Below are 18,687 nucleotides of genomic sequence, written 5' to 3'. Positions count from 1 at the left end.
GGGACCTCGGGTAGGAAGCCCGCGGCCGCACCCTCTCGTGTGCCCGTCGCTTCGCTTTAGATAAGTCACTAATAACACACTATAATCGAAGAATCATGGCTTTGAAGTTTATCACAGCTGACGAAGCAGCCGCACTCGTAAAGGACGGCGACAACATTGGTTTCAGCGGATTTACCCCCGCAGGTTGCCCCAAGGTCGTACCTGGAGCTATCGCTAAGCGCGCCGAAGAAGAGCACGCTGCAGGTCGCCCATTCAAGGTAGGTATGTTCACTGGTGCCAGCACGGGCGACCGTCTCGACGGCGCACTGGCTCGCGCAGGTGCAGTTAAGTTCCGCACGCCCTACCAGTCGAACAAGGATATGCGCAACGGCATCAACGCCGGTGAGCACCCCTACTTCGATATGCACCTCTCGATGCTCGCTCAGGAGCTCCGCTATGGCTTCCTCGGCAAGATCGACGTCGCTATCGTTGAAGCTGCTGACGTCACCGAAGACGGTGAGATCGTACCCACCTCTGGTGTCGGTATCCTCCCCACGATCTGCCGCCTGGCGGACAAGATCATCGTCGAGCTGAATGACAAGCATCCCAAGGAAATCCGCGGTATCCATGACATCGCTGAGCCTCTCGATCCTCCTCATCGCCGTGATATGCCCGTATATAGCCCCAGCGATCGCGTAGGTCAGCCCTTCGTGAAGGTTGACCCTGCTAAGATCGTCGGTGTCGTCCGTACGAGCGAGCCCAACGACGAAGGTGCCTTCGCTCCCCTCGATGATGTCACGAAGGCTATCGGTGACAACGTGGCTAAGTTCCTCGTCTCTGAGATGGAAGCTGGCCGTCTGCCTAAGGAATTCCTCCCCCTGCAGAGTGGTGTAGGTAACGTAGCTAACGCTGTCCTCGGCGCTCTCGGTGACAACAAGCAGATCCCTGCCTTCGAGGTCTATACCGAAGTCATCCAGGATGCTGTCATCGAGCTGATGAAGAAGGGGCGCGTGAAGTTCGCCAGTGGCTGCTCACTCTCTGTGACGCGCCCCGTCATCCAGGAGATCTACGGCAACCTCGACTTCTTCAAGGACAAGCTCCTGCTGCGTCCCCAGGAATACTCTAACAATCCTGAGATCGTCCGCCGTCTCGGTGTCATCACCATCAATACCGCTCTCGAAGCTGATATCTTCGGTAACATCAACTCAACGCACGTCAACGGTACGCGCATGATGAATGGTCTCGGTGGCTCAGGCGACTTCGCTCGCAATGGCTATCTCTCGATCTTCACCACGCCTTCTACCGCTAAGGACGGCAAGATCTCGGCCTTCGTACCTATGGTCTCGCACCTCGACCACAGCGAGCACTCTGTGAAGATCATCATCACCGAGTACGGTATCGCTGACCTCCGTGGTAAGAGCCCCCGCCAGCGCGCTGAGGAGATCATCGAGAAGTGCGTACACCCCGACTACAAGCAGCTGCTGCGTGACTACCTCAACCTCGGTGTGAAGGGTCAGACGCCTCAGTGCCTCGATGCTTGCTTTGCCTTCCATCAGGAGATCGCAGCCTCGGGGGATATGCGCAACGTCGACTGGTCTAAGTACAAGAAGAACTAAGCCCACCCGCATAGCTCTAAGCTAAAAGCGCCGCCGCCCCGGTGCTCCTCTTGACGGAGGAGTGCCGGGGCGGCGGTCGTTTTGTCTGTATGTAGAGGGGGGAGTAGCGTGCGGTGCTACGGGTGCTTAGTCGCGGATGAGCGGCATCGTCGAGCAGCGCAGGAGGCCACCCATCTTCGAGATCTCCTGATAGGGCACCTCTTCGACGGTCATACCCCACGCCTCACGCAGGTGGGCATTGAGGCGGGTGAAGTGGCGGTCGCTGATGAGGGCATCGGGTGAGAGGGAGACGACGTTCGTGCTCATGTAGTAGGCTTCTTCGGGGGTGACGCCGAAGAGGTTGTCACGGCCGAAGATCTCCTCGACGAGGGCGACATCGCACTCATGGAGGAAGCCCTCACGATAGATGAGTGCGCGGCCACGGCTCACGGGCTGGAAGGCGCAGTCGAGGTGGAGGACGGACTTAGCGGGCTCGCGGTCGTGCTTGCGTAGCTCGATGGGTACGACACGCTTGTGGGGGAAGCGCTCGCGGAAGAAGTCAATAGCGTAGCGGTTCGTGCGGGCGGTCTTGAAGCTGGAGTAGTCGTCGCCGAAGTACGCCCCGACGAAGAGGATATCGTCATAGAGGAGCACGTCGCCACCCTCGGTGTGGACGGCCTCGGGGAGGGTCTCAATATGTGCGGGGTCAATGAGGGGGAAGATCGAGCTGGCAAAGGCTTCGGTCTCCCGCTCGCGGTCGGGTATGAGATTGGAGATGAAGAGGGTGTCGTCGATGGTAAAGGCTACGTCACGGGCGAAGACCTGGTTGTAGTCGGTGAGTGGGGCGGGGCGCAGCGTGCGGACGCCGTAGCGATCGAGGACGTCAAGGACGCACTGCATCTCGTGCCGCACATCCGCCTCGCTGGGGAAGATCCCTCGGCTTACGGCTTCATAGCTCTTGGCATCATAGGTCTCTTGGAGGGTGGGGATGGGGCCCAGACTGTCGGGGAGCCCGAGGACGACAGCTCGGAGGCGAGCTGTCTCGTTGGTGACATGGGGGATGATCCGTTCCATAGGTATTTGCTTGATAGTCGGGGAGGCTGGGCGTCAGCTTCCCCTCGTTGTTACAAATATAACGATTCTACGCTGGACTCCCTTGCTCCGTCAGGTGACCGCATCGGTGGGGTAAGGCGTGGGTACTCGGCACGGCTTTTCAGCTGGTATTCGTGGGGGCGGTGGAGCGAAGTCGTAGAGAGGGAAGTCGAAAGCAATAGCCATTCGCAAGCAGACCACTATTCGTCCGATTGCAAATGAATAGTGGTTTGGATTCCAAACGAATAGTGGTTTGACCCTGATACCAATAGTTGTTCGGGTGCGGACCAGTAGTCGTTTCAGCACGGCCTTATAATGCTTCGCCTGTGCACCGCTATAGATAGGGTGCCCCACTTCACTCTGTTTCGAGGCTTAGCCTCTCTCGAAGTGTAGTCCACTATCCCCACCATTTCCTCACTTTTTGTCCTCCTTTGCATTGCGCTCTCCGTGAGGTAGATAGTAGGATGCTTTGGGGGCGGTGTTACGACCTATATTGGTCGCTGGGCGAAGCTATATAGGTCGACGCGTGGACCAATATAGGTCGCAGAACGAACCAATATGAGACTATTGCTCCGCGTATGGATAAAAGTTGTGGACGAGTGGCAGATAAGTTTGGACTACGCACGTGGCTCTAACATCTACGTACGTGGATATTTGGATTTACGTACCTGGTCTTTAAGACTACGTACGTAGATGCGGAAAAACCACTGCGGGAAGGCGCTTTTTTCTTCACGAGAAGGACACTTTCCCCTCCGCTGAATAAGAGGAATACGCGCGATAAGGCGAAGGGCTTGTGTATCACTTCGGAGAGGCATATCGGGGAGCTGGATGCGCGATGCCTTAGCACAATAAATAGAGCGCAGGACTCTGCCGCAACAGTCTCAATATAGGTTGACGCAGTGACCAATATAGGTCGCCACGCGAACCTGTACTGGTTACTTTCCCCGCCCTTGTGCACTCGCTCCGATAGTGGTGTATAGAGGCATCGCGCCATCGCCTGCGGGTAGCCCCTCCGACCTTCAGGGGAAGGCCACTCGGAGAGACGCAACGTACCTCTTTACTTCTTCGCACATATAACCCGCTTCTGTCACTGAATATTTAAACATTTTAATTATCTTTGTGCGAATTTTCCCTTAGGACTACGCCTCGACTTTGTATGCTATATGATGTCGCTGTACTCCGCGCGAGCTCTCTACCTATCAGCTCAGCAAGGCGCAGGCGAGGCGGGTCCTTCTCACACATTATTCATAAGACTAACGTATGAACGTAAACAACAAGCTCCCCTACGAAGCCCCCGTGGCTGATGCCTTCCAGCTGTCCGCAGCTCCTCTCAATATCTGTATCCAGTTCTCTGGTGAAGCCGGCTTCGAAGACTTCGAAGAAGGTGAAGCTCTCTAAGCTACTCTAATCAAATCCGCTGTATTAGATCTACTTAACGTGCAATCAATGAAACTAAATTTACTCACTGTTACCTCGCTCCTCTGCGGCCTTCTGCTCCTCGGCTCGTGTGCCAAGGATGAGCCTCAGTCAAGCAAGACGAATACGGAGACCGTCGACAATGGTCCCCGTGTCAATGTGCCTCTCCAGCTCGACGCTGAGGTGAACGAATTCAACGATTTGCAGACGCCTAAGAGTGCTCGTGCCTTCAATAGCCCCCAGAGCCCTGTCACGGTAAAGGACGGTACTAAGGGTGAGCTCGATGATGACCTCAACCCAACAGCTACCAATCAGAAGATCCTCTCTGCGCTTCGTGCCAACTTCGTCGCAGCTAACCCTACGATCGATGTTATCCTGCACTTCGAGTGTGGCTCGCTCATCGAGAACGTTCACTCTACGATGACCTACGAAGAGCCCCTCGGTCGCTATCGTCACGATAAGAATATCTCACTGTCCTCCGCCCTGGCCTCTGCGCTGTCCTCTTCTAATGGTACGGTCACGGTCTACACCGGTGGTACGAGCTACGATGCTACGACGGAGAGCTTCAAGGTCGCTCCTGTGATGGAAGAGATCAGCCTCTCTTCGGCTGCTTCTACTCCTGTCAACCTGCCTATCCTCTACGCCTCTACACCTATCTCGGTGAAGGTCACCGATGGCAAGCTCCTTCCTGTATCTACTACCACCAGCCAGCTGAAGCCCCAGGGCTCACTCCTTCTGGTGACCTTCCGTAACAACATGGACCAGGATGTTACCTTCGACGGGATCACTGCGGTTACGAACAACTACTTCGGTCCCAACAACGATTCGAAGCCCGCGCTCCTCAAGCTCAAGGGCTCAAAGAACGCTGCTACGGAGCTGACTACGGAGGCTACCAAGTACACCAGTAAGTATAGCACGGCTGTCGATGGCGGTAAGGCTTACACCTACTTCTATAAGGACTTCTCTGCGGCTCAGTTCACCGTTGCTCGTGGTGGTGCTCGCTCAGATAAGGCTGTGGTCTTCTGGGGATATAAGGGGGATGCTCTCGCCGTTGCTTCTGCTTCGGAGAACAAGCTGGACGACAATGGTCTGCTTATCAATGCTGCTACGGGGCTGATCCACGTCTATGCAAAGAATCCTAAGATCGGTGGTCAGGTCATCGCTCGTCCTAACTATAGCATTGCTCCTATCGGTGGTGCAAACTTCGCCCCCGCCGATGGTAAGGCTTACACGCTGAATTGCGAATTCTACACGCAGCCTCGTCAGGCCCTCGGCTATCTTGATAAGGGCTATCTCTATAAGGATGGTACGTGGAAGCACCATGATGTCAATGCTGGTGGTCTAACTAATGACCCGCAGCACTACAACAAACCCACTCTTCGTGCCGTGCCTTTGGTATCTTCTGCTGAGGCTAATGAGGTGCGCATTGCTGGCGTGACGACCTCTAAGGGTAAGATGTATATGCCTAATCAGGCTTGGCTCAATCTGATGAGTCTCTTCTGGCCTCTCGAATTCAGTGCTGGAGGTGGACGCTTCAAGGATTTCAGCGGCAAGTTCGCAAAGGGCTCCAGTGGCTACGACTACCGTGCGTATATCTATAATGAGCTGCTCCCCTATAAGGCTACGAACGATGATACGTCTGACTTCTCTGAAGCAGGCTTCGTGTGTGCGGACTACGCTAAGAAGGATCAGGATGTAGCTGATGACGCTCCTGGCTATGCTTATCGCCAGCTGTATATCTCTCCTCGTCGCTCGGATACGGGCGCCCATCCCCGTAGTAAGTACCAGACGCTGGTTCGCTACCTGACACGCATGAAGCTTGTTGATGGTGGTAAGTATGTCACCTCTATGGTTATCGAGTCACTCTATCTCGGGAAGTACTTCGTTGGGAATATCGTCACGACACCTCTCTATGTCGAGCCTAACAATGCGACGAAGCCCTTTACCTACCTCCAAGAGTCCGATCTCTTCGGTGTAGGTGCAGAGCCTACTCGCGGTATGGTCACACGTATCCTGATCAATGCTAATACGGTGAAGGATGTGCTGAAAAAGGATGCTTACCTGGAGCCCTACTCTACAGTGAAGACCTGGGATACAGCAGAGGGTATTAAGCTTGTGCACTGGGGGACAGTCGCAGGTCAATGGGAGAATGACGCGATGCTCAAGGCTTATGACAAGACGGCCCTCAAGCAGCTGATCGAGGCTGTCAATGCTACTAACCGCATCCCCATGACGAATCGCCTCTATGGCTATAATGCCTTCAGTGGTGGTATCTATTATGGCCTTAATAAGGGAGGTGCAAACGATGATGTCCGTGGTTTGTATAGCAACTTTACCTACCAACCTCTGCGTGCATACTCCACGACGTACCAGGGTGATGATGGTAGAAAGCCCCAGCAGGGACTCTAACCCCTCCCCAATAGGATCCCCTTATATCTAAGGTATAAGGTCGCAGGCCCCGCCCCTCTCGAAGGGTGCGGGGCCTGCTGCATACTTATAGATAGGTAAAATACTTAACTTTGTGTGAGGGAATTTTTTTTCTCTCACGTATTTGTCATAGAATGATAAGCTATGAGTAAGCATCCCTTCCGCGGGATGGGTGTGGCGCTGGTCACGCCCTTCACCGAATCGCAAGAGGTCGACTATAAGAGCCTGGAGCGCCTCCTCGAACATCTGCTCCGTGATGGGGCTACGGACTTCATCGTCATCCACGGGACGACGGGTGAGTCACCCTGCCTTACGCGCGAGGAGCGTCAGCGGGTCACCGACCACATCATCGAGCAGGTCGCAGGTCGCTGTCCGCTGATGGTCGGCCTTGGGGGTAATAATACCCGTGAGACGGCAGAGCGCCTTCGTGAGCTTGATCCTCGTGGTCTCTCGGGCATCCTCTCCGTCGTGCCCTACTACAACAAGCCTTCGCAGGAGGGGATGTACCGCCACTTTGCCCACCTGGCCGAGGCGAGTCCGCTACCGCTGGTGCTCTACAACGTGCCGGGGCGCGTCGGGGTGAATATGGCTCCCGACACCGCCGTGCGCTTGGCGCGGGACTTCGATAATATCATTGGGATCAAGGAGGCTTCGGGCTATCCCCAGCAGGCGGCACAGATCACCGCGTGCGAGCTTCCCGAGGACTTCGTCGTCCTCTCAGGCGATGATGCGCTCACCGTGCCCTTCATCCAGAATGGAGCCGTGGGCGTCATCTCCGTCGTGGGCAACGCCTATCCCCGCCTCTTCTCCCACCTGACGCACCTAGCTATGGAGGGACGTATCAATGAGGCCGACATGATCCAGACGGAGATGCGCGCCATCAATACCCAGCTCTTCCAGGAGGGGAATCCCGTCGGGATCAAGGCCCTGCTCTACCTCATGCGTCTCATCGACAGCAATAGCCTGCGTCTGCCCTTGGTCGCTGCGAGCCCCGAGCTCTCTGAGCGCCTTGACGCTACGCGCAAGGCTCTCGACATCTACGCCTCCCACCTCTTTGCCTAAGTGAGCCCGACGACAGAGATCTGCGACAGCTATTGGACGCTCGCCGAGCCTAGCGAAGGCGAGTACTCAGAGAAGAGAAGTAAGTTCCTCGCCTACGCCTATCCCGTGACGACCGAGGAGGAGGCGCTGGAGCGTGTGCGCGAGGTGCGTGCCCGCTACTACGATGCCCGCCACGTGTGCTGGGCTTATCGTCTGGGCCCTATGGGTGAGCCCTATCGTGCGAATGACGATGGCGAGCCCTCGGGGACGGCTGGTAAGCCCATTTATGGTATCCTCGTCTCGCTGGGGCTGACGGAGGTCATCGTCCTCGTCGTGCGCTACTTTGGTGGCGTGAAGCTCGGCACGAGCGGTCTCATCGAGGCGTATCGCGAAGCAGCCTTGGCAGCTCTCACCGATGCGCCCCGCCGTGAGTGTATCCTTACTGAGCGCATCCGCCTGACCTTCAGCTATGAGCTGATGGGTCCCGTGATGCGCATCGTCAAGGAGACCGAAGCGCGCGTCGTCGTGCAGGACTTTAGAGAGTCCTGCTTCCTTGAGCTCGAGCAGCGCCAGGGCTGTGCAGCTGAGCTACGCTCCCGTCTGGAGCAACTCTATGGGGTGACCCTCCTCCCCGAAGCCCCCGACTCCACCCATTCCGAAGAATAGTATATCCTAGATTAATAGATGGAAGAGAATCTACCCACTCCTGAGCCGGAAGCTATAGGCCAACTCACTGACGACGTCTCGGAGCTCAAGGCGAAGTCCGTCTCGGGCTTTGGCTGGTCGACGATCCAGCAGATCGTCGGGCGTGTGACTACCTTCGTGGTGAACCTCGCCTTGGCTCGCCTTCTCGTGCCGGAGGACTTCGGTACGCTCGCCGTACTGGGGATCTTCCTCGCTATCTCCGCCCAGCTTGCCGATATTGGCTTTGGGAGCTCGCTGACGCGCTCGGAGCGTGTCGATGATGCCGACCTCTCGACGATCTTCTACTACAACATCGGGATGAGTAGCCTGCTCTACCTCATCCTCTTCATCGCAGCACCGTGGATCGCAGAGTACTTCCGCAATCCCATCTTAGTGTCCGTCCTGCGTGTGATCTCGCTGAGCGTGGTCATCAACTCGCTGTATGGTATCCAGGCAATCTTGGTTTGGCGTCAGATGGAGTTCCGCAAGGATATGCTCATCCAGCTGGCTTCGGGTGTGCTGTCTGGGCTGACGGGTATCGTGATGGCTTACTTCGGCTTCGGCTACTGGTCACTGGTGGGTATGGGGCTGGCAAACTCCATCGTGCGCCTCATCGGCTACTGGTGCTCGTCCCCTTGGCGGCCTAAGATGATCTTCAGCATGGAGAAGCTCAAGCTTCACTTCGGCTATGGCTCGCGTATGGTCGGCGCTGGGATGATCACCACGCTGTACAACAACCTGATGACGATCCTCATCGGGCGCTACTTCTCGCTGTCGACCCTCGGGCTCTATGGCAATGCTAACGCCCTATATATCGTCCCTGTCTCGGTCATCGCTGACCCCATCAACAAGGTGACTTTCCCCGTCTTCGTGCGCTTCCAGAATGATAAGGAGCGCCTTCGTGCGGGCTATCGTCGTGTGATGCGCCTCCTATTCCAGCTCTCTTGTCCGCTGATGATCGCGCTGGTCGTGCTGGCTAATCCCCTCTACCACTTCTTCTACGGAGATAAGTGGATGGCGGCTGCACCTTACTTCCAGATCCTCTGTATCTGTGGGATTCTCTTCCCTATCAACTCCTATAATATCAATCTCCTTGAGGCCAAGGGCCGCAGTGATCTGCACCTCCGTCTGGAGATTATCCGGCGTATCATCGGGGTCGCTGCAGCCTTCATCGGCTTGCAGTTCGGTATCTACGGGCTACTGTGGAGTACGGCGATCACGCAGGTGATCTTCCTCTTCATCAATAGCCATTACTCGGGTCGATTCATTGACTTCCCCCTCGGTCAGCAGCTCGGTGAACTCTTCCCCTTTGCGCTGATGAGTGCTGCGGCTGGTGGCGTCCTTTGGGCACTTGATACCTATGCATTATCATCACTTGCCGACTTTTGGCGTTTATCTATTGGGAGTACAGTATTAGGGCTGACCTATCTCCTCTTGGTCTACCTCTTTGCCCGTGAAGACTACCTCTATGTGTGGGGTCTCGTGCGCCACTATGTGCTGCGTCGTCCTGCCACCCAGTCCTGACAAATTGTTATCTTTGTAGCCATTGGTCTACAATACATTGTATCACGTCCATAATCATAGAATGAGAATTATGAAGAAGATCATCTTGGCCTCTCTGGCACTTGTGGCAGTTGCTTCGCTGAGCTCCTGCGGTGCGAAGAAGAGCGCTTATCGTAAGGCCTACGAGCAGGCTAAGCAGCGTGAGGTCGCTACTCAGAGCACCACACCAGCCGTACAGTATGAAGCTCCTGCAGCTGCTCCTGCTGTCCCCGTGACCGTACGCAAGGAGCGTGTCACGACTTACCAGGGCGAAGATGCTACCCGTCTGAAGCGCTATAGCGTAGTCGTAGGTAGCTTCCAGAATCCTACGAATGCTCGCAACCTCAAGGATCGTATGGTCCAGGCTGGCTACAGCGCCGTCCTCGCTACCAACGACGTAGGTATGCTGCGTGTCATCGTAGCCAGCTTCGATACGCGCGAAGAAGCTGTTGCAAGCCGTGACGCTATCAAGGCTCGCTTTGCTCCTGACTTCAAGGATGCATGGCTCCTGGAAAACGATAACTAATCAGACTTTATAGCCCCCGCCCCAATCCCTGGGGCGGGGCTACCTATATCTATATGGAGATACTACAGAGCTATTCGCTACGTGAGCACAATACCTTCGGTATCGATGCCCAGGCTGACTGGTTTATCCCCTTCGCCAGCATCGAGGATCTCCAGCTATTGAGCCGTGACGAGTACTTCCAAGAGTGTCGCTGTATCACTATTGGTGAGGGAAGCAACCTGCTCTTCCTCACCAATTTTCATGGGATCGTACTCCACTCGGTGATCCAAAGCATTGAGCGTCTCGCTGAGACGGCCGATACGGTCGACCTCCTCGTCGGCTCAGGCGTCAAGTGGGACGACTTCGTAGCCCAGATGGCCGAAGCCGAGCTCTACGGCGTCGAGAACCTCTCCCTCATCCCAGGCGAAGTCGGTGCTGCCGCTGTGCAGAACATCGGGGCCTATGGCGCTGAGATCTGCGAGGTCATCCGCGAGGTGCACACGGTGCATCGTCGTACGGGCGAGGTGCGTCACTTCGCTGTCGAGGAGTGCAACTACAGCTATCGCCATAGCTTCTTCAAGGAGCCCGAGGCAGCTGACTACATCGTCACGCACGTCCTCCTTCGCCTCTCCAAGCACCCCCATCTGAAGCTCGACTATGCTGACCTCCGTCAGCGCGTGGGGGCTCGCACGGCGACGCCTACCGCCCGTGATGTACGTGACGAGGTCATCCGCATTCGTCAAGAGAAGCTCCCCGACCCGAAGGCCTTGGGCAATGCAGGTAGCTTCTTTATGAACCCCATCATCTCGGCCGAGGCTTTTGAGCGTCTTCGTGAGGCTTATCCCGAAGCACCGCACTACGATCTCCCCGACGGACAAGTGAAGGTCCCTGCAGGCTGGCTCATCGACCGCTGTGGTCTCAAGGGCTATCGTCTCGGGCATGCCGCCGTCTATGAGCGTCAGGCACTCGTCCTCGTCAATGCTGATGGCGAAGCTACGGGGCAGGACATTGCTCGCTTGGCAGAGTATGTGCAGGAGCAGGTCGCAGAGCGCTTTGGCCTACAGATCACCCCTGAGGTGAGGTACATCTCTTAGATAGCCACCCTTCACCTCGCTGCTTATTCACCTAACTACTCGCTCTACCACGCACCCTCTCTCACTCGATAGAGAAGGTATCTCTTTGCCGTGGTAGCTCTCCCTCCTACTTACATGAAGGTAATTCTTCTCGGTACGGGCACCAGCACTGGTATCCCCGAGGTAGGCTGTGGCTGCCCTGTGTGCCATAGCTCGGATGCTCGTGACCGTCGTCTGCGCACCTCTGCCCTCATCATCACCGAGGGTGGGAAGCGTATCCTCATCGACTGTGGCCCTGACTTCCACTACCAAGCCACACGTCTCGGTATCGATCGTATCGATGCGATCCTCTTGACTCACGAGCACTACGACCACACGTTCGGCCTGGATGATGTGCGTACCATCGCGTGGCGTCAGGATATCCCCATTTACGGGCAGCAGCGCGTCCTCGACTCGGTGCGTGCTCGTATGCACTACGTCTTCAGTGACCATCCTTACCCAGGGACGCCTCGCTTCACCCTCTGCCCGATAGAGGAGGGGAGTGATGCCTCCTTCGAGCTTTTCGGTGAGCGTGTCACGCCCATCTCGCTGGCGCACGGCTCGCTACCTATCGTGGGCTATCGTATCGGCGAGGTGAGCTACATCACCGATATGAAGACCATCGAGCCCAGCGAATGGGCTAAGGTCAGTGGCTCACAACTCCTCGTCATCAATGCCCTGCGCTATCAGCGTCCGCACCCCAGCCACCAGTCGGTGGAGGATGTCGAGCGCCTGCTGCCTGAGCTTGCCGTTCGCCCCAAGCTGACCCTTCTCACGCACCTCTCGCACCATGCCCCTTCGCATGCCCAGCTGGAGGCTATGCTCCCCGAAGATCTGCAGCCTGCTTACGACCAAGAGTATATCGTGGTCGACGAAGCGGGTCCCCGTATCCTTCCTCTCCCAGCGTATGTAGAGCCCTACAGCTATCGCGATATGGGCCGTATCGCCTATGCTGATGCGTGGGCACTGCAGAAGGAGCTCTTCGAAGCCCAGCTGAAGGCTAAGCACGAGCACCGCCCCACGGAGTCCTTCCTCCTCTTCTGTGAGCACAATCCCGTCTTCACTATGGGCCTCCATGCCGATGCGACGAATATGCTGATGAGCGAGGACTTCCTCCGTGAGAATGGCTACGACTTCTTCTCCGTCGAGCGCGGGGGGGATGTCACCTACCACGGCCCTGGGCAGATCACCGGCTATCCCATCCTCGATCTGGAGCGCTTCGGTCTCGGGCTGAAGGCTTATATTGAGCTGCTGGAGCAGTCGGTCATCGAGCTTCTCGCCTTCTTCAAGATCGAATCGGGGCTGAAGGACGGCGCTACGGGCGTGTGGCTCGATGTCGGTGATCCCCAGCGCGAGCGTAAGATCTGTGCTATCGGTGTTAAGAGCAGCCGCTACGTCACGATGCACGGCTTCGCCCTCAATGTCAACACCGACCTCGCTCCCTTCCAGCTCATCAATCCCTGTGGCTTCAAGGAAGGCAAGGTCGCCTCTATCGCTGGCGAAGTGGGTCACGAGGTGGACTTCACCGTGGCTAAGCATCTCTTAGCTTCGATCCTCCATCGTCGTCTTGCGGCCCTCCTTCCTCCGCGTTTCTAATCCCCCCAATCCCTCCCTTTTACATCCCCATCACTCACATCATATCCTATGACTACTGAGTTCAATCTCTCTACACCGCCGCTCCTGTTCTCGGCGATCTCTCTCATCCTCCTGGCTTATACCAATCGCTTCCTCTCCTATGCCTCTACGGTGCGCAGCCTCAAGGAGCGCTACGAGAATAACCCCGAAGGTGAGCCTACCTCCCTCAAGCAGATCGAGAACCTCTACCGCCGTCTTGACCTCATCCGCTGGATGCAGGTGCTCGGTGCATCGAGCCTGCTGGTCTCGCTCGTGGCTATGTTCCTCTACTACCTGGAGTGGAACGTCGCTGGTGGCGTCGTCTTCGGCGTCGGTATGGTCCTTCTGGCGCTCTCGCTCTGCGTCTGCATCTGGGAGATCCAGATCTCGGTGAAGGCCCTCAACCTCAGTCTCCAGTCCATCCGTCGTGAGCGCAGTGGCTCACTTCGTCAGCGCCCCGATGATGAGACCCTCCAGCGTGAGAAGTCTCGCAGCAAGCGCAAGAAGAACCGCGACAATAAGGAGGGCAAGGAAGCTTCTTCCCAGCCCGCAGCTCCTGCTCAGCCTCAGGAGAAGCAGTCCAACCAAGGTCAGCAGGGTGGTGGTCGTCAGCCCCGTCAGGAGCGTGGCGAACGCAACGAACGCAATGACCGCGGTGAGCAGCGTCAGGAGCGTGGTGAGCGTCAAGAACGTAATGACCGCCAGGAGCGTGGCGAACGCCGTGAGCAGAATCGCCAAGAGCGTAGCAATGATCAGTCCGAGCGCCCGGCTCGCGAAGGTCGTGGCAATGGCAATAACGACGGTAACAACAATGGTAATGGTGGCGGCAACGGAGGCAATAACAACGGCAACAACCGCCGTCAGCGCCCCGAGCGTCAGGAGCGTCCCGAGCGCAATAGCGAAGCTACTCAGCAGTCTGCCTCTGAGGTAGCGCCTGCAGCTACGACGCCTGTCGAAGTACCCGCTGAGCGCCAGCCTCGTGCAGAGCGTACAGAACGCAATGATCGCCCCGAGCGTAGCCAGCAGCCCGCCGAAGGTCAGCAGCGTGAGGACCGCCGTCACCGTCAGCAGGAGCGCCAGCAGCGCCCCCAGCAGGAGGCGACGCCCGTAGCTCGTCCTGCCGAAGCCCCCGCAGCTGCCCCTGCTCCAGCTCCACAGCCCACGCCTGCACCAGCGACTACTCCCGCTCCCGTCGTGCAGGAGCAGCGCCCTGTGGCTCAGCCCGAGCGCCCCGCAGTCCAGCCTGCCGAGCGTCCTGCTCGTCCTATGAGCTACGAAGAGGCTGTTGCCCGTCAGCGTGAAGCCCAGGAGTCCGCAGCGAAGCCCGCTACACCCTCCGTGCCCCGCACCAACGAAGAGGAATAGTCCTTAGGGCTACTTCCCTTCCTCCCCATACGAGTCATTCGGCTCCTTCACCCAACGCAGGGTGGAGGAGCCGAATGCGTTTAGCCCACCCTTGAAGGGGAAGATTCGTCCTCGTAGGGAAGGGTGATATGAACCTATATTGGTCAGTGGGTGAACCTAAATGAGGCTGTTGCATAGAGTCCTGCCCTCTATTTCGAGTGCTAAGGCCTCGCGCATCCAGCTCCCCGATATGCCTCCCCGAAGTGACCGCTCAAGCCCTTCGCCTTATTGCGAGTATTCTTCTTATTCAGCGGAGGAAAACGCGCTGTTCTCGTGAAGAAAAAAGCGCTTTCCCATAGTGGTCTTCCTCTGTCTACGCACGTAGTCTTAAAGACCAGGTACGTAAATCCAAATATCCACGTACATAGATATTAGATCCACGTATGTAGCCCAAACTTATTTGCCACTCATCCACAACTTTTATCCCTACGCGGAGCAACAACCTAATAGAGGTCACTTCACAAAGCTATATAGGAATCAGTCCAAAGCTATATAGGTCGTCGTCTCGACCAATATAGCTTCGCATCGTGACCTATATAGCTTCACCCGCCGACCAATATAGGTTCGTTCTTATAAATCGTAGGGAGCTGTCCTCGCTCCTTCGCGGGCTTCCCCTTAGATATCGCTATCTTTGTCCTATAGACCAATAAGCTTTCCACAAGAATATATGACTTGGCAGCAGATCAAAGACTCCCTGCGCGTCCAGCTCTGGATGCTTCTGAAGGGGCGTAAGTATAGCCAACAGTATCGAGCTACGGCCGATCGCCGTCGTGCCCTGCGTGTGCATGACTCGTGGGAGACCCTCGATGAGATCCTCCGCACGGGTGCTTCGGTGAGCCGCTTTGGCGACGGAGAGCTGCAGATCATGCAGCGCTACCTCGACGAACTCGAGCGCCCTTCGTCGGCCGAAGAGGTGGATACCTTCCAACACTACGATGCCTCCCTCGGTAAGCGCCTCTATGAGGTGTGGCAGGTGCCCTCGTCGGAGCGCCATCTGAACTGCGTGCCCTACGCCTTCAAGGACTCCTCCCCCCACCGCGGGTACAACCGCATCTTCTTCGAGCGTGAGGCTCTGATGCGCCTTCCTGCACTGGAGAAGCTTGCTCGCGAACACGACTTCTACGATACGAACTTCACCCGCTTCTATATGGGGCGCTATGATATCCGCGACTATCCTGCGTACATCGAGCGTATGAAGGCGATCTGGAAGGATCGTGACCTGCTCTTCGTCGAGGGCGAGAAGTCGCGCCTAGGTGTCGGCAATGACCTCTTCGATGGCGCACGTAGCGTGAAGCGTGTCCTCTGTCCTGCGACGGATGCTTGGGGTAGTTATCCCGAGATCCTCCGTCTGGCGAAGGAGCATGGAGAGGGACGCCTCGTCCTCATTGCCCTCGGGCAGACGGCGACCGTCCTCGCCTATGACCTCTCCGAAGCAGGTCTGCAGGCCATTGACCTCGGTCACGTGGATGTGGAGTATGAATGGTATCGCATGGGGGCGAAGACCAAGGTGCCCATCCCGGGGAAGTACGTCAATGAAGCTCCCGGCGGGCGTACTGTCGCCGAGCATCCTGCACAAGCCGCTTACCTCCAGCAGGTCGTAGCCCGTGTAGGCGAAGCGAAGCCCACTTCGACGGCCGCTCTGACGACTACCGTCTATCCTATCGAGGGGCTGAGCTGCGGGCACTGCGTAGCGCGTGCTACCGAAGCCCTCAAGGCTGTGGCGGGCGTTAGCTCCGTCACTATCTCGCTGGAGGCTGGCGAGGCAAGTGTCACCTATGATGCTGAGCACTGCACGCCCGAGGCACTTCGGGCTGCGGTAGAGGCCGCTGGCTATACGCTCCGCATCGACGCGCCCAAAGCATAGCAAAACAAGGGTGCCAGCTTCGGCTTGACCGAACGAATAGGCGGTATGGGTTGTTTTATCCATACCGCATCGATCATCGGTGAGGGGTACATCTGCAGACGGCAGGCGTACCCCTTGCCCGTACTAATAGTTATATTCATTCCATATGGTCAAGAGATCTTTCCCCCTCCTGGGACTTAACTGCGCAGCCTGCGCCGCTCATTCGACGAAGGCCCTGGAGAGTACGCCTGGCGTGCAGTCTGCCACCGTCAACCTCGCCTCCGCCACGGCCTTTGTAGTCTATGATGAGACGCAGTGTACCCCCGAGATGCTCCGTGCAGCTGTGGCTGCTATGGGCTATGATCTGCGTATCGATGAACCCGAGGTGGGCGAGCTGGAGGCACTTCGTCAGCGGGAGGAGCGTGCCCTGCAGCGTAAGACGCTGGTGGCAGTCGTCCTCTCGCTCATCGTGATGGTGCTGATGATGTGGCCGCCGATGACGCTCCCGAAGTCGCTCATCTCCGCTGTCCTCGCTGCCGTGACCCTCATCTGGGCAGGCTCGGGCTTCTTCGCGCGCGGCTGGCGTCAGCTACGTGCTGGGGCGGCGGGCATGGATCTGCTGGTGATGCTCTCGACCTCGGTGGCCTTCGTTTACAGCCTCTATCATCTGGGCGAATACCTCTTCATCGCGCCAGAAGCGCACCACCTGCACCACCTTTATTTCGAAGCCGCCTCGATGACGGTAGCCTTCGTTCTTCTCGGCAAGGTGCTTGAAGCACGAGCACAGCGTCGCACGTCGTCGGCTCTGCGTCGCCTCATGGGCGGTCAGCCGAAGACCGTGCATCAACTCCTCCCCTCGGGCGAAGTCATCACGCTGCCCGTCAGTGAGGTCGAGCCCGGTATGGAGCTGCGTGCCCTGCCGCACGAACTCTTCGCCGTCGATGGCGAGGTCATCTCGGGAGAATCCTATGCTGACGAGCAGCTCATCAGTGGCGAGCCCATTCCTGTGGCGAAGGTCGCTGGCTCCGAAGTCTATGCTGGTACGCTCAATGGCTCGGGGACGCTCGTCTATCGAGCTCGTGAGGTAGGTCGTGCGACGGTACTCTCCCGCATCATCCGTCTTGTGGAGGAAGCGCAGTCGTCACGCGCGCCGATTCAGCAGGTCGTGGATCGAGTGGCACGAGTCTTCGTGCCCGTGATCGTCCTCATCGCCGTCTTGACCTTCGTCGTATGGGGCTTACTTAGCCCTGCGGATGGCTGGGAGCACGGCTTTGTTGCCGCCGTCACGGTGCTTATCATCGCTTGCCCCTGCGCTCTGGGACTGGCTACCCCTACCGCTATCATGGTGGGTATCGGCCGTGGCGCCGAAGAAGGGCTCTTGGTGCGCAATGCCGAGGCGCTGGAGGCTGCAGGCCATGTCGATACCTTGGTCTTGGATAAGACGGGCACCATCACCGAGGGACGTCCCGAAGTGAAGGCCATACGCTGGTGCTCTGGTGAGAAGGATACTTCCTTAGCTACTATCTTGGCTGCCCTTGAAGAGCGTTCATCACACCCCTTGGCTGGTGCTATCGTTCGTGCGCTTGGCGTATCTACGCAGGGAGTAGCCGAACCCACGAGCTTCCGCGAAGAGGCGGGGCGTGGGCTGGAAGGTGTCGTCGATGGGGTGACCTATCGTGTCGGGCAGCGTGCCTTCGTGGAAGAGGTCTCGGGGGCACTCAGTGCCGAAGCCTTGAAGGCCTTAGAGGATGGCGAGCGCTCGGGTGCTACGTGTAGCCTCTTTGCCCATAGTGGGGAGGTGCTGGCCGTCATTCTTATCGCCGATACGATACGTGCCACCTCGGCCGAAGCTATCGCATCACTGCGTGCTCGTGGGCTGGAGGTCATCATGCTCACGGGTGATGGGCCGAGTGCTGCCCGTGCTGTCGGCGAAGCTGTCGGGGTAAGCCGTGTCGTAGACAGCGTGCGCCCCGAGGAGAAAGCGGCCTTCGTCGAAGGTCTGCAGAAGGAAGGGCGTCGTGTGGCGATGGTCGGCGACGGTATCAATGATGCTGCGGCCTTGGCACGTGCCGACCTCTCGATAGCGATGGGCAGTGGGAGTGATCTGGCGATGGAGACCGCGATGGTGACGCTTCGTAGCTCCGACCTCAAGGCCTTGGAGCGCTTCTTCCATCTGGCACGCACGACCCTCAGGACCATTCATCAGAACCTCTTCTGGGCGTGCATCTACAACCTCATCGCCATCCCCGTGGCGGCAGGTGTGCTCTATCCCTTCACGGGCTACCTGCTCAATCCGATGCTCGCTGGTGGGCTGATGATGCTCAGTAGCCTCAGCGTCGTCACCAACAGCCTCCTCAGCGCACGCCGCCACCATAGCTAAATAGCGCTCCCGTGATATTTAGGTATCTTTGTGCCCTATAATAAAGGATAATA

The 18,687-nt window shown here is 57.4% G+C and carries 12 protein-coding genes and 2 pseudogenes; 13 read left to right on the top strand and 1 reads right to left on the bottom strand.

Annotated elements, in window-relative coordinates:
* Positions 1-95 precede the first annotated feature (95 nt).
* On the top strand, positions 96-1,595 hold the full coding sequence (locus tag KO088_RS06035; protein WP_009432804.1) for a butyryl-CoA:acetate CoA transferase: 1,500 nt from the start codon (positions 96-98) through the stop codon (positions 1,593-1,595).
* 126 nt (positions 1,596-1,721) lie between these two features.
* On the opposite strand, the gene KO088_RS06030 is transcribed toward KO088_RS06035, so the two are convergent.
* Positions 1,722-2,648, bottom strand: coding sequence for a dimethylarginine dimethylaminohydrolase family protein (locus KO088_RS06030; RefSeq protein WP_215493996.1), 927 nt, complete (start codon positions 2,646-2,648; stop codon positions 1,722-1,724).
* Positions 2,649-3,926: 1,278 nt separating this feature from the next.
* On the opposite strand from KO088_RS06030, the gene KO088_RS06025 reads away from it, so the two are divergent.
* The 12 genes and pseudogenes from KO088_RS06025 to KO088_RS05975 all read left to right on the top strand — a co-directional run bounded on the left by KO088_RS06025 (position 3,927) and on the right by KO088_RS05975 (position 18,634).
* Complete coding sequence (locus KO088_RS06025) at positions 3,927-4,064, top strand: hypothetical protein (protein ID WP_215493995.1); 138 nt, start codon at positions 3,927-3,929, stop codon at positions 4,062-4,064.
* A 48-nt stretch (positions 4,065-4,112) separates the two neighbouring features.
* Positions 4,113-6,491: a hypothetical protein gene (locus KO088_RS06020; protein ID WP_215493994.1), complete on the top strand. Its 2,379-nt coding sequence runs from the start codon at positions 4,113-4,115 to the stop codon at positions 6,489-6,491.
* A 162-nt stretch (positions 6,492-6,653) separates the two neighbouring features.
* On the top strand, positions 6,654-7,571 hold the full coding sequence (dapA, locus tag KO088_RS06015; RefSeq protein ID WP_215493993.1) for a 4-hydroxy-tetrahydrodipicolinate synthase: 918 nt from the start codon (positions 6,654-6,656) through the stop codon (positions 7,569-7,571).
* The gene (locus KO088_RS06010; protein WP_215493992.1) at positions 7,572-8,216 is read left to right on the top strand and encodes an IMPACT family protein; all 645 of its coding nucleotides are present in this window, start codon (positions 7,572-7,574) and stop codon (positions 8,214-8,216) included.
* An 18-nt stretch (positions 8,217-8,234) separates the two neighbouring features.
* Positions 8,235-9,758 carry a lipopolysaccharide biosynthesis protein gene (locus KO088_RS06005; protein ID WP_215493991.1) on the top strand — a complete coding sequence of 508 codons (1,524 nt, stop codon included), beginning with the start codon at positions 8,235-8,237 and terminating at the stop codon, positions 9,756-9,758.
* Positions 9,759-9,828: 70 nt separating this feature from the next.
* Entirely contained in the window at positions 9,829-10,302 is a 474-nt protein-coding gene (locus KO088_RS06000) for an SPOR domain-containing protein (RefSeq protein WP_009432762.1), read from the top strand.
* Between the two features lie 53 nt (positions 10,303-10,355).
* Entirely contained in the window at positions 10,356-11,375 is a 1,020-nt protein-coding gene (gene murB / locus KO088_RS05995; protein ID WP_215493990.1) for a UDP-N-acetylmuramate dehydrogenase, read from the top strand.
* A 114-nt stretch (positions 11,376-11,489) separates the two neighbouring features.
* Positions 11,490-12,161: pseudogene (locus KO088_RS08910) on the top strand (MBL fold metallo-hydrolase); the annotation flags it as partial.
* Between the two features lie 165 nt (positions 12,162-12,326).
* Positions 12,327-12,989, top strand: a complete 663-nt coding sequence (gene lipB, locus KO088_RS08905) for a lipoyl(octanoyl) transferase LipB (protein ID WP_060934823.1) — start codon at positions 12,327-12,329, stop codon at positions 12,987-12,989.
* A 48-nt stretch (positions 12,990-13,037) separates the two neighbouring features.
* Positions 13,038-13,430, top strand: a pseudogene (locus KO088_RS05985) (DUF2721 domain-containing protein); the annotation flags it as partial.
* A gap of 1,648 nt (positions 13,431-15,078) precedes the next feature.
* Positions 15,079-16,275, top strand: coding sequence for a GT-D fold domain-containing glycosyltransferase (locus tag KO088_RS05980; RefSeq protein WP_215493987.1), 1,197 nt, complete (start codon positions 15,079-15,081; stop codon positions 16,273-16,275).
* Between the two features lie 145 nt (positions 16,276-16,420).
* The gene (locus tag KO088_RS05975; RefSeq protein ID WP_215493986.1) at positions 16,421-18,634 is read left to right on the top strand and encodes a heavy metal translocating P-type ATPase; all 2,214 of its coding nucleotides are present in this window, start codon (positions 16,421-16,423) and stop codon (positions 18,632-18,634) included.
* Positions 18,635-18,687: the final 53 nt, after the last annotated feature.

It is taken from the genome of Porphyromonas bobii, assembly GCF_943169685.1.
Taxonomy (GTDB): Bacteria; Bacteroidota; Bacteroidia; order Bacteroidales; family Porphyromonadaceae; genus Porphyromonas; species Porphyromonas pasteri.
Note: the sequence above shows the minus strand (reverse complement) of the source record. Positions and strands in the feature narration are given on the sequence as shown.

Bases quoted from the DNA above. Each gene is read 5' to 3' on its own strand.
- KO088_RS06000 (WP_009432762.1), top strand. From the start codon at position 9,829: ATGAAGAAGATCATCTTGGCCTCTCTGGCACTTGTGGCAGTTGCTTCG.
- dapA (WP_215493993.1), top strand. From the start codon at position 6,654: ATGAGTAAGCATCCCTTCCGCGGGATGGGTGTGGCGCTGGTCACGCCC.
- KO088_RS05975 (WP_215493986.1), top strand. From the start codon at position 16,421: ATGGTCAAGAGATCTTTCCCCCTCCTGGGACTTAACTGCGCAGCCTGC.
- KO088_RS06025 (WP_215493995.1), top strand. From the start codon at position 3,927: ATGAACGTAAACAACAAGCTCCCCTACGAAGCCCCCGTGGCTGATGCC.
- KO088_RS06030 (WP_215493996.1), bottom strand. From the start codon at position 2,648: ATGGAACGGATCATCCCCCATGTCACCAACGAGACAGCTCGCCTCCGA.
- murB (WP_215493990.1), top strand. From the start codon at position 10,356: ATGGAGATACTACAGAGCTATTCGCTACGTGAGCACAATACCTTCGGT.
- KO088_RS05980 (WP_215493987.1), top strand. From the start codon at position 15,079: ATGACTTGGCAGCAGATCAAAGACTCCCTGCGCGTCCAGCTCTGGATG.
- KO088_RS06020 (WP_215493994.1), top strand. From the start codon at position 4,113: ATGAAACTAAATTTACTCACTGTTACCTCGCTCCTCTGCGGCCTTCTG.
- KO088_RS06005 (WP_215493991.1), top strand. From the start codon at position 8,235: ATGGAAGAGAATCTACCCACTCCTGAGCCGGAAGCTATAGGCCAACTC.
- lipB (WP_060934823.1), top strand. From the start codon at position 12,327: ATGGGCCGTATCGCCTATGCTGATGCGTGGGCACTGCAGAAGGAGCTC.
- KO088_RS06035 (WP_009432804.1), top strand. From the start codon at position 96: ATGGCTTTGAAGTTTATCACAGCTGACGAAGCAGCCGCACTCGTAAAG.